At 47.6% G+C, this 11,531-nt stretch carries 9 protein-coding genes and 1 riboswitch; of the genes, 6 read left to right on the top strand and 3 right to left on the bottom strand.

The window, feature by feature from the left end; translation table 11 throughout:
* Positions 1–323 precede the first annotated feature (323 nt).
* The 4 genes from PUE40_RS03380 to PUE40_RS03365 all read left to right on the top strand — a co-directional run bounded on the left by PUE40_RS03380 (position 324) and on the right by PUE40_RS03365 (position 5,146).
* A complete protein-coding gene (locus tag PUE40_RS03380; RefSeq protein ID WP_277671906.1) occupies positions 324–1,661 on the top strand; it encodes a TrkH family potassium uptake protein in 1,338 nt (445 codons plus the stop codon).
* A gap of 15 nt (positions 1,662–1,676) precedes the next feature.
* Complete coding sequence (locus tag PUE40_RS03375; protein ID WP_154554175.1) at positions 1,677–2,324, top strand: potassium channel family protein; 648 nt, start codon at positions 1,677–1,679, stop codon at positions 2,322–2,324.
* A gap of 130 nt (positions 2,325–2,454) precedes the next feature.
* Complete coding sequence (locus PUE40_RS03370) at positions 2,455–4,428, top strand: ATP-binding protein (RefSeq protein ID WP_277671905.1); 1,974 nt, start codon at positions 2,455–2,457, stop codon at positions 4,426–4,428.
* On the top strand, positions 4,421–5,146 hold the full coding sequence (locus PUE40_RS03365) for a response regulator (RefSeq protein WP_277671904.1): 726 nt from the start codon (positions 4,421–4,423) through the stop codon (positions 5,144–5,146). Before PUE40_RS03370 ends, PUE40_RS03365 begins: the two co-directional genes overlap by 8 nt.
* Positions 5,147–5,189: 43 nt before the next feature.
* On the opposite strand, the gene PUE40_RS03360 is transcribed toward PUE40_RS03365, so the two are convergent.
* The 3 genes from PUE40_RS03360 to PUE40_RS03350 all read right to left on the bottom strand — a co-directional run bounded on the left by PUE40_RS03360 (position 5,190) and on the right by PUE40_RS03350 (position 8,617).
* On the bottom strand, positions 5,190–5,825 hold the full coding sequence (locus PUE40_RS03360; protein ID WP_154554172.1) for a cytidylate kinase-like family protein: 636 nt from the start codon (positions 5,823–5,825) through the stop codon (positions 5,190–5,192).
* 71 nt (positions 5,826–5,896) lie between these two features.
* Positions 5,897–7,132 (bottom strand): alanyl-tRNA editing protein, encoded by a 1,236-nt coding sequence (locus tag PUE40_RS03355; protein WP_277671902.1) that lies wholly within the window; start codon positions 7,130–7,132, stop codon positions 5,897–5,899.
* A gap of 246 nt (positions 7,133–7,378) precedes the next feature.
* Positions 7,379–8,617 carry a hypothetical protein gene (locus PUE40_RS03350; RefSeq protein ID WP_154554170.1) on the bottom strand — a complete coding sequence of 413 codons (1,239 nt, stop codon included), beginning with the start codon at positions 8,615–8,617 and terminating at the stop codon, positions 7,379–7,381.
* 135 nt (positions 8,618–8,752) lie between these two features.
* Positions 8,753–8,873: riboswitch (SAM riboswitch) on the top strand.
* Between the two features lie 104 nt (positions 8,874–8,977).
* Between PUE40_RS03350 and metK the strand changes: the two genes are divergently transcribed.
* Together metK and PUE40_RS03340 are read left to right on the top strand one after the other, a co-directional pair.
* Positions 8,978–10,171: a methionine adenosyltransferase gene (gene metK, locus PUE40_RS03345; RefSeq protein ID WP_277671901.1), complete on the top strand. Its 1,194-nt coding sequence runs from the start codon at positions 8,978–8,980 to the stop codon at positions 10,169–10,171.
* Positions 10,172–10,294: 123 nt separating this feature from the next.
* Complete coding sequence (locus tag PUE40_RS03340) at positions 10,295–11,518, top strand: aminoacetone oxidase family FAD-binding enzyme (protein WP_277671900.1); 1,224 nt, start codon at positions 10,295–10,297, stop codon at positions 11,516–11,518.
* The last annotated feature ends 13 nt before the right edge of the window (positions 11,519–11,531 follow it).

Genomic DNA, 11,531 nt, shown 5'->3' with positions numbered 1-11,531 from the left:
GTCCCGTGCCCATTGCTGATGCTGAATTTTGACCATTTCGTTCATTTATTTCCTCCCATACTAAAAATCCTTGAAAACCCGTATATGGTATTTTACGGTTTTTCAAGGATTCAGGGAAGGCACGGGTGGTTTACCGGTTACCTTCATGTGTGCCAAGATAGTGGCTTTTTCCGGGAATAATTCCTTATTTTAGATTGAACCTTTATAGAATCTTAATACAGAAACAGAGACTCTTATACCATCTTTGAAAGCAACTGTATATAATAAAAACAATTCAAAGGCAGCATTATTTTAGAATCAATAATAAGGAGTTCTGATCGTTTATGCCAAAAAAAACATATAAGAAAAAGCATCTAACATCATTTCAGTTAATAATTCTGGGGTTTGCAGGAGTGATACTTTTGGGAACCGTTTTGCTGATGCTTCCATGTTCCACTTTGGATAAAGTACCAACTCCATTTCATGAGGCCCTTTTTACAGCCACTTCGGCAGTATGTGTGACAGGTCTTGTGCTGAAGGATACCGGAAGCTACTGGTCCATGGCAGGACAGACGATTATTCTTGCACTTATACAAATTGGTGGGCTCGGCGTGATAACAGTGGCAGCATCTTTTTCCCTTCTTTCCGGAGAAAGAATATCTCTTATGAAAAGAAGCACCATGCAGGATGCGATATCAGCGCCTAAAGTTGGCGGAATTGTCAGATTAACGAGATTTATTATAAAGGGGACATTTCTGATGGAAGCGGCAGGGGCGCTGTTGTTACTGCCGGTTTTTTTACCGGAATATGGTGGAAAAGGAATCTGGATGGCAGTCTTTCATTCAATCTCTGCTTTTTGTAATGCCGGGTTTGATATTCTGGGAACGGCCGACGATCCATTTCCTTCCTTAATCGGGTATTCCGGAAATGTCCTTGTAAATGTTGTAATTATGCTGTTGATTATTGTAGGGGGAATTGGTTTCCTCACCTGGGATGATATTTATACGAATAAACTGAACTTTCAACGTTACCGTATGCAAAGCAAGATTATTCTGATAACTTCTGCAGGTCTGATTCTATTTCCTACCATTTTTTTCTTCGTCTGTGATTTGAATGATTTATCCGCAGGGAAACGCTTGTTAGCTGCGTTGTTCCAATCGGTAACGACAAGAACCGCAGGATTTAATACGATAAATATTTCAGATATGAGTGCGGCGTCACAAACGGTTATGATTCTGTTGATGCTGGTCGGTGGTTCGCCGGGTTCTACAGCCGGTGGAATGAAAACGACAACCTTTGCGGTGCTTATTTTAAATGCAATTGCCACATTTCGAAGTCAGGAAAATGCAGGGGCTTTTGGACGAAGATTGGAATATAATGTGATAAAAAATGCAGCAACGATAGCGATGCTTTATTTTATCCTGTTTTTTTGTGGCGGAATCGCAATCAGTGTATATGAAGGTTTTCCGCTTCTGGATTGTCTGTATGAAGCGGCTTCTGCTGTAGACACGGTAGGGCTGACCCTGGGGCTTACCCCGAGGCTTCATGTTTTTTCACAAACTGTGCTGATTATATTGATGTATTTGGGACGTGTGGGCGGTCTAACATTAATTTATGCGGTGTTTTCCGGAGGAAACAATTGGAATGCAAAGCTGCCTATGGAGAAGATTATAGTTGGATAAGAAGGAGAAAGAATTATGAAGAACGTATTGCTTGTTGGACTTGGAAGGTTTGGAAAAAATATTGCTGTGCAGTTAAGCCAAATGGGACATGAAATTATGGCGGTTGACTGGAATGAAGAAAGGGTGAACAAAGTGCTGCCATTTGTGACCAATGCACAGATCGGTGACAGCACGAATGCAGAATTTTTACAATCCCTTGGGATTGGCAACTATGATATCTGTTTTGTGACCATTGGGGGAAGTTTCCAGAATTCCCTTGAAACAACGTTACTTCTAAAAAAGTTGGGAGCAAAACTGATAATCTCCAGGGCGGAGCGTGGTGTCCAGGAAGAATTTCTTTTACGCAATGGTGCCGACAAAGTGGTCTATCCCGAAAAACAGGTTGCAAAATGGGCCGCTATCCGGTACACGGATGACCATATCCTTGACTATATGGAGGTGGATGCATCTCATGCAATCTTTGAGGTAGAAGTACCGGCAAGATGGGTTGGAAAGACAATAGGTGAGCTGGATATAAGGAAACGTTACAACATTAATATCCTGGCGGTAAAGGGTGAAAGAACATTCAATGCTGCAATTTCCACGGATACAACTTTTACAGAGACGGACAAATTGCTGGTACTGGGAGAATACAAGGCACTTCAGAAGTGCGTCCGTATATAATTAAACTGCCGGAGTGACGAACAAAGAGGTTCCTGAGTGTAAAAGTCAATACAAAGAGGCAGACCGCATTTTGACCATAACACAGTCGCATGATATAATTTCCAAACAGCAGAAAAAGGGGATAGTCAAGATGAATCAGAAAATGGAAGATGATACTCAAAAGGCGGACGACCATATCCTTGTCTGTCTGTCTGCAGCACCCTCGAACTTAAAAATAATAGCTGCCGCGGCAAAGATGGCTAATGCGCTGCAGGCTCGTTTTACAGCTCTGTATGTGCAGGCCGGTACAAAAGCAGAAGCCATGGATAAGGAAAAGCTGGAAGAACATATCCGGTATGCGGAAAATCTAGGGGCAGAAATCGTAATGACCCATGGGGAAAACGTGCCCATGCAGATTGCGGAGTATGCCAGACTTTCTCATGTTACAATGATTGTTATCGGACAAAGCAATGCCGGACGAAATCACTTTTTCAGCAAATCCACTCTGACGGAAAAGTTAATTAAAATTGTATCGGACATTGATATCCATCTTATTCAGGATGCGGAAAAAAATAAAACCTATTCGAAACGGTCCGTTACAGGAGCTACGGAGAAACCATCTGCAAAAGACTATTTCCTGACAGCTTTTATATTTGCAGTATGCACTTTAATCGGTTTGTTATTCCAAAAGCTGAATTTTGCGGATATAAATATCGTAACTATATACATTTTTGGGGTTTTACTTACTTCAATTGTGACAGATGGATATCTTTGCAGCATAGCCGGATCATTTTTAAGCGTGTTCTTATTTTGTTTTTTTCTCACAGAGCCGAGAATGTCTTTTCAGACGTATGCGGTAGGATATCCGGTAACATTTCTTATCATGCTTATTTCGTCCGTGCTTACCGGAACACTTGCAGCAAAGCTGAAAGCACATGCAAAACTTTCCGCACAGCTTGCCTTTCGTACACAAGTTCTGTTTGACACAGACTGCCTACTGCAAAGGGAAAAAGGAGAAACGGAGATTCTTGGAGTTACCTGTACACAGCTGATTCGTTTATTAAACCGCAGTATTACAGCATATATTGTGAAAGATGGAACTTTATCAGAGGGGAAACTTTTCCCCGGGGAAAAAGAAGATACTGAAGATTTTTTAACACAAGAAGAGCAGAATGTGGCTCGATGGGTCTATGAAAACAGGCGGCGTGCCGGTGCATCCACACAACATTTTCCCCAGGCCAAATGTTTATATCTTGCAATCCGAAGCGGGAATAATGTTTATGGCGTAATTGGGATACCGATGCAAAAGGAAAAGCAGGATTCTTTTGAATACAGTATCCTGCTTTCTGTGATAAATGAGTGTGCGCTTGCCATGGAGAATGCACGAAATGCTATTGAAAAAGAGAAAAATGCAGTTTTGGCCAAAAATGAGCAGCTCCGTGCAGATCTTCTTCGGGCAATCTCTCATGATCTTCGGACTCCCCTCTGCTCCATTTCCGGCAATGCAGATATGCTTCTTAACAATAGCGACCGCCTGGATGGAGTTACAAAGAATCAGATTTATACTGATATCTATGATGATTCAGTATGGCTAATCGGAGTTGTGGAGAACCTGCTTTCCATTACCAGGCTGAATGATGGAAGACTGAAATTTAAGTTCACAGATCAGCTTTTGGATGAGGTGATTGCAGAGGCACTTCGGCATATCAGCAGGAAACATGATGATTATAAAATTGTGGTAGATTGTGAAGAGCTGGTTCTTGCATGTATGGACGTCCGCCTTATTATACAGGTTCTAGTGAATTTAATAGATAATGCCATAAAGTATACTCCGCCGGGTTCTGTAATCAGTATTCGGGCAAAGAAATCCGGTGGGAAAGCGCAGATAAGCGTGGAAGATAACGGCCCCGGAATTCCGAAAGAAATGAAGCCGCATATTTTTGAGATGTTTTATACAGGGAAAACAACGGTGGCGGATAGCCATCGGAGTCTGGGACTTGGTTTGGCACTTTGCCTCTCTATTATAGAAGCACATGACGGAACACTGATTCTGACGGACCGTAATCCGCATGGATGCAATTTTACTTTTACTTTACCATTAAGCGAGGTGACATTAAATGAATAAGACAGTAATTCTTGTGGTGGAGGATGACAGACCCATACGAAGCCTGATTGTCACTGCATTAAAAACACATGACTATAAGTACCTTGCGGCAGAAAACGGATCTTCGGCTATTTTGGAGGCTTCCTCCCACAATCCGGATATTGTTCTGCTGGATCTCGGCCTTCCGGATATGGAAGGAGTGGAGGTAATAAAGAAAGTACGTACCTGGTCCAACATGCCGATTATTGTAATCAGCGCCAGAAGTGAGGATACGGACAAAATAGAGGCTCTGGATGCAGGCGCTGATGATTATATTACAAAACCATTCTCTGTGGAGGAATTACTTGCACGTATCCGTGTCACACAAAGAAGGCTTGCCATAACACAGGCGGGGGAACAGGTAGAGACTTCGGTTTTTGAAAATGGTGAATTAGAAATAGATTATACGGCCGGCTGCACATATCTGAAGGGAGAAGGACTGCATTTGACCCCCATTGAATATAAACTGCTCTGCCTCCTGTCCCGTAATGTGGGAAAGGTCCTGACGCATACGTATATTACCCAGCAGATTTGGGGGCGGTGTTCGGAAAACGATGTTGCCTCACTTCGGGTTTTTATGGCAACGCTTCGAAAAAAACTGGAACCTGAGAAAAATGGGGTGCATTACATACAGACTCATATTGGTATTGGATATCGTATGCTTAGAATTGAAAAAAATGAGCAGGAGACTAACATCTAGTGGTTAGTCTCCTGCTTAATTATATGTCCAAACTTTACTTCAATTAATTCGGCATGATGCTTTCGCCGCGGCATTCATCGATGTAGGTGCGGATAATCTTTACCGCACCGTCAATGCCGGACTGGCTGGTGTTGATCAGAAGGTCGTAGGAATCTCGAGCACCCCACTTCATATCTGTGTAGTATTCGTAGTATCTCTTCCGCTGTTTGTCCATCTGTTTTACGATTTTTTCCATGGATGACGGAGTCATCTTCGCCGCATCTTCCGGCTTTAGCAGGGCCATTTTACGCTTTACCCGATCCTCCATCGGTGCGAACAGGAAGATGCTGACATGGGACTGATCGCTGAGGATGTAGTCCGCAGCTCGGCCCACGATGACACAGCTTTCTTTAGAGGCGATATCTCGAATTAGCTTGTACTCCTCGGCCTGAATGCGGTCGTATGGAGATGGCTGATACATTTCCATTCCGGAGAACATGGCGCCGGAAACGAAATCCGGAGCTTTCTCTTCATTATCCTTCACGTAGTCTGCGTGAAAACCGGTTTTCTTCACGGCCATATCTACAAATTCGTGATCGTAGAATGAAATACCCAGTTCCGACGCCAGTCTGCGGCCCACTTCGTGTCCGCCGCTACCGAACTGGCGACCGATGGTTACGATGATTTTATTCTGTGTCATAGCGATGACCTCCTATCCTTTAGTTAGAATTATTATACCACAATTGGAATGAATTCATAAGAGCTTTGGCGTTATTCCTTTAACGATTCGATGAATTTCTCCACAGCATCTTCGTTCGGCATCAGCGCCCGGGCCTGATCCGGTCTGCCGCCGCCTCGGCCGCCTAAGGATTTCGCATGTTCTTTTACCAGGGCGCCGCAGTTTCGGCTTCCGTCGGAGAAGAGCAGGACGGTATGGCTGGGCCGGTGTACCAGCGCCATGAGGGCCGGTGCGGCCTCATCTTCCATGATGGCAAAACCGAGCTTTAGCAGGTCGTCCGGGGATACCAGAGTAAAAGAATCTTGATAGAAGTCCGGCGTGTCCCGATGGAGCAGGGAGGTGATTCGCGCCATCTCCCGATCCCGGTAGTACTGGCGAAGGCCGGTGCAGTCTTGACGGAGCTCGGCTTCTTTTTCATCCCGAATATCCATCTTCTGAAGCAGGTCGTGGCTGCCGGCGGAGAAGCGTTCCTGAACGGAGCGGAGAAGTGTATCGTCGGACTGCATGCTTTCCAATGCTCGGTCGCCGCATTCGAAATAGATGCGGTTCATTCCCTTATTGGGTTCGAATTTGTGAATCCGGATCAGTCCCACTTCACCGGTGCGGTGAAAGTGGGTGCCGCAGCAAGCGACGCAGTCGTGCGGGGATTCCAAATCGCCGATGGTGACGATGGTAATTTCACCGTCTTGGGTGACCGGTTTCCGGGTTGGCATGACAGAAGCTTCTTCCCGGTTCGGGAAGGTGGATACGGTCACCGGAAGGTTTGCCCAGATTACTTCGTTGGCCAGTTTTTCTGCGGCCCGAACCTGCTCTTCCGTCAGCTTCTTTCCGTCGTAGTCCATATCGATGGTAACGTATTCTCCGCCCATGTGGAATCCTTTGTTGGCTCCGCCGAAGAGCTGAATGAACGCACCGGTGAGAATATGCTCGCCGGTATGGCGCTGGGTATTTACGCGGCGGCGGTCTTCGTTCAGTTTCTGGGTGACGGTCATGCCGACCTGCAGGGCATCAGTCTCGGAGGGGTCAATCTCGATGGTGTGAGAAATAATTCCGCTTTCCTTATCTTCCTGAACATCGACGACGGAAACGGATGTGCCGTCCGGGGTCACAATTGTACCTGTGTCGCAAGGCTGACCTCCGCCCGTAGGGAAGAAAACGGTTCGGTCCATGATAATCCGGGTGCTTTTGCCGTCATTTTGAATAGCTTCAATTCGGCCGTTCAGCTCGTGGCAGTCGACGTCGTGCTGATAATATTTTTCTGTTGTCATAATAACCTCCTGCATCCGTTTTCTTCTGTGGAGAGAAGAAAATAACGGATTAATATCGTCTAAATTGTGGAAAACTTTTCATTAGAAATAGTGTGAAACATGTGAAACATTTGAAATACAAGGAAATAAAAATATATAAAGTTTCCAACATGCCAATGTGCAATAAATTGTATACAATTTTTCCGAATCCTGTGGAAAAAATCGTATCCCTTGAAATCAAGCACTTTACAAAGTGTTGATAAGTGTTTACCGGAGAATATCCTCAAAGGTGGCTCCAGGCATTTCGCAGAATGTCTGGAACACCTGAGAGTCGAATTTGTACCTTCCGGTGAGTTCCAGATTTCCGGAAATGAAGGTCGCTGCGAGATCCATTTCCATGGAAGAAATTTTCATCACTTCCGAGCTCATGATGACCAGTTCGTCGGCACGGGTAATCAGATATGCACCGTATACGTCGTTGTTCATGTAATAGTTTGACGTGTCCACGTGGGTATTGTCGTTGTTGTACAGAAGATAGAGAATCCCGTTGGGAACCGGGGAAATCTGTGAATCCGATGCCATCATGGAGCGGTCCAGGTCGAAGTGCTCCGGATCTTTGACAATCTTGTACGCGGAAACGTATTCCGGACGCCGCATCTGCATTGCCATCTCGATTTCCGAGAAACGATTGAAATAGGTACATTCCATCGAAGATACCAACGCCATCCGCTTTCCCTTCGTCATGTCCAGCCGGAGAATCAAGCGTGCGTAGAAGTATCCGTCATCGGCTTCCATTTGAGAGGTGCAGAAGAATTCTCCGGGCGCCTTTCCCTTTGTTGTTCGGTTGTGAATCAAGGTCATCATTCGGTACTGCCATTTCGGAATGCTCTGAAGCATTTCCGGTGTCATCGTGGAGAGCACCGAAGCGCCGATGTAATCTTTATCGCACATCCGCATGACGAAGTAGTTGATGGTTTCATACATGGAGACGTTTTTGAGGCAGACTGCTCGGGTGGCCTCTTCTGGTGTCCACTCTTCGTATTCCGAATCTTCTTTGGCTGCCTCCAGCATGAGGCGAATTCTTTTTAGCGTATCCCTACGGAACTCCTGAATGTCCACATCGTGGTAGTGGAAGTATCCCTTATTGGTTTCGATGACCATTTCAATCAGTCGAACGGCCGCTCCAAGGGAGATGGAGATTTCTCTGCCTCCCAGACTTTCGGAGACTCGCTTCCACTGTTCCTGACACTCGTACCGACTGTGGAGCATGCTCACCTCCGCCATGGTCGGGTCGGTGAAGTATTCCAGGTAATCGTCGATGCCGTATTCGGAAAAATCCAGATGCAGAATCTGGTAAATTTTGCTGCGTCCGGATTTCCAGGTAATTTTCATGGCGATAACGCCCATAAGGCGGGTGTCTGTGGCCACACAGCTGTCCCATTTGCAGTCTTTGAAATGATTGTAGAGGAAGGATTGTTTTCCTTCCACCGCATATAGTTCATTCATTGGCTTTTTAAACCCTTTCTTATATCATTTTGCATATTATGCTATTATACACTATTCTCAAAGAAAGTATCAATAAAAAGCAGGGGGAATTCCCTTGACATACCGGCATAAATGATTATAATGACCATAGACTAATCCTTATTACGAGCGAGGTAGGGAATGGGCCCGATGAACTCGCGGCAACCTCGGCAATAACAGTCGAAGGTGCCAAATCCCACAGTTCCCCGGAGAACCGGCGGAATCTGGAAGATAAGGAGAGTGGAAGCTCTCTTTGTTTGGAGAGCGTTTTTTTTATCCATTATTACTGAACATACGGATATTTGGACCCATGACAAATATTCAGGAGATACAAAGGAGATTGTGATGAAAAAGCTTTTTACCTCTGAATCCGTTACCGAAGGACATCCGGATAAAGTCTGCGACCAGATTTCCGATGCCATCCTGGATGCTATTCTGAAAGAAGACCCTCGGGCACACGTTGCATGCGAGACCGTGGTAAAGACCGGTTTCGTAATGGTATTCGGTGAGATTTCCACCACCTGCACCGCCGATGTAGAAGGCATTGTTCGGAAGGTGGTTACCGATATCGGTTACGACTGCAGCGATGTATGCTTCGATGGAAACACTTGTGCCGTTCTTGTTGCGATTGAAGAGCAGTCCCCGGACATCGCACAGGGTGTAGACGAGGCATTGGAAGTGAAAGAAGGAAAGAGCAGTGATGAGGACGCTCTTACCGGCGCCGGAGACCAGGGCATGATGTTCGGTTTTGCCTGCGACGAAACCGAAGAACTGATGCCGATGCCGATTGCACTGGCTCATATGTTGGCGCTGCAGCTGGCAAAGGTTCGGAAAGACGGAACTCTGAGCTACCTCCGTCCGGACGGAAAGACCCAGGTTACCGTAGAATATGATGACGACCGCGTGGTTCGAATTGACACCGTGGTTATTTCCACACAGCACGACCCGGACGTATCCCTGGAGCAGATCCGGAAGGATATGATTGAGTACGTGGTAAAACCGGTTCTGCCGATGGAATACATCGACGAGGATACCAAGTACTTCGTGAATCCGACCGGACGCTTTGTTATCGGCGGACCGAAGGGCGACTCCGGTCTTACCGGCCGTAAAATCATCGTGGATACATACGGCGGATATGCCAGCCACGGCGGCGGTGCGTTCTCCGGAAAGGACCCGACGAAGGTGGACCGCAGCGGTGCGTACATGGCTCGTTACATTGCAAAGAACATCGTGGCAGCCGGACTGGCGCGCAAGGTGGAAATCGAGCTGGCATACGCCATCGGCGTAGCGGAGCCGGTATCCGTCTACGCGAATACCTACGGAACCGGAATCATCTCCGACGAGGACATCGTGAAGATCGTTCGCGAGCATTTCGACATGAGACCGGGTGCCATCATAAAGACACTGGATCTCTTGCGCCCGCAATACAGACAGCTGGCGGCTTACGGACACTTCGGCCGGACCAAGCTGGGCGTTCGCTGGGAGGACACGGACCGGGCAGAGGTGCTGAAGAAGGCGGCAGAAGCTTACAAATAGAATGCGGCATTGCCGGTAAAAACAGCATCGGTGAATCCTGTTTTTACGGGAAGCGCGAATGAAAACGAAAGGCGTGAGTCACCCATGGGGCTTGCGCCTTTTGAAGTAGAAACGGACGATACTATGAAAAAATCATTTGACATTTGCATTATCGGTGCCGGCGCGTCCGGTATGGCAGCGGCTCTGGAGGCGGCGGAGGTGAATCCGGCGGCTCGAATCCTGGTAGTGGAGAAGAACGACCGGCCGGGGCGGAAAATCCGCGCCACGGGCAACGGACGATGCAATATTTCCAACGAAAAAGCGAAGGACAGCCGGCAGGCGGTGCAGCTTCTGGAGAAATGGGGCATTGCGGTTCGGACGCTGGATTCCGGCCTCATGTACCCCTACTCCGAATCCGCCGGGGACGTGGCGGACCTCCTGGCAATGGAGGTGAAGACCCGGGGCGTGTCCCTTTGGACCGACACCGTCATAAAAGAAATTTCGCCGCGTCCGGAAACGTCCGATTTTCTCCTGACGGTGGAAACTGCCGACTCCACGAAACGCATCACCGCATCCAAGGTCATCGCAGCGGTCGGCGGAAAAGCCGGCCCGCATTACGGAACCACAGGGGACGGATACAAAATGATGCGGAATTTGGGACATACGGTGACGGCACCGGTTCCCATCCTCACGCCGGTGGAGTGCAAGGGAGACGGCTGCAATTTAATTGGGGGAACCCGTGCTAAAGGAACGGTCACGCTGAAAGAGCACCGGGGAGAAGACTGGAAGAAGGTTTTTGAAGAGTCGGGAGAGATTCAGTTCACGTCCTTCGGGATTTCCGGAATCTGTGTCTTCAACATGACCCGGTACATGCGGTTCAAGCCGGGAAGGGGCATCGATGATTTTCGAATCGAAGTCGACCTGTGCCCGGAACGGAATTTGATGGATTACATCGCGGATCGGAAAGCGCGCACGCCGGAGCTGAACGTGGGATGGCTCCTTACCTCTGTTTTGAAGGAAAAGTTGGCCGCCTACGTCTTGGCGAGATCCGAAATCGACACGGCTAAGACCATTGGGGAACTGACGGAAGCGGAATGCCGTACCATCTGTGCTCAGGTGCATGGGCTGGCGTTTCAACCCACCGGGGTCCGGGGATGGAAGGAAGCGCAGTGCACATCCGGCGGCGTGGTACTTTCGGAATTGGATGAAAAAACCGGAGAGTCCAAGCTCTGCCCGGGGTTGTACATCGCCGGGGAACTGCAAGATTATGACGGCCCGTGCGGCGGATACAATTTGAATCACGCTTGGCTGACCGGCAGCGCCGCCGGAAGGGATGCCGGGGGAAAGTGCAGGATAAATGGAAAATAGAAGGGGATATAGA

The sequence above is a fragment of the Mogibacterium kristiansenii genome (assembly GCF_029224645.1).
GTDB lineage: Bacteria > Bacillota > Clostridia > Peptostreptococcales > Anaerovoracaceae > Mogibacterium_A > Mogibacterium_A kristiansenii.
The sequence above is the reverse complement of the archived record's forward strand: the minus strand, read 5'-3'. Positions and strand labels throughout refer to the sequence as shown.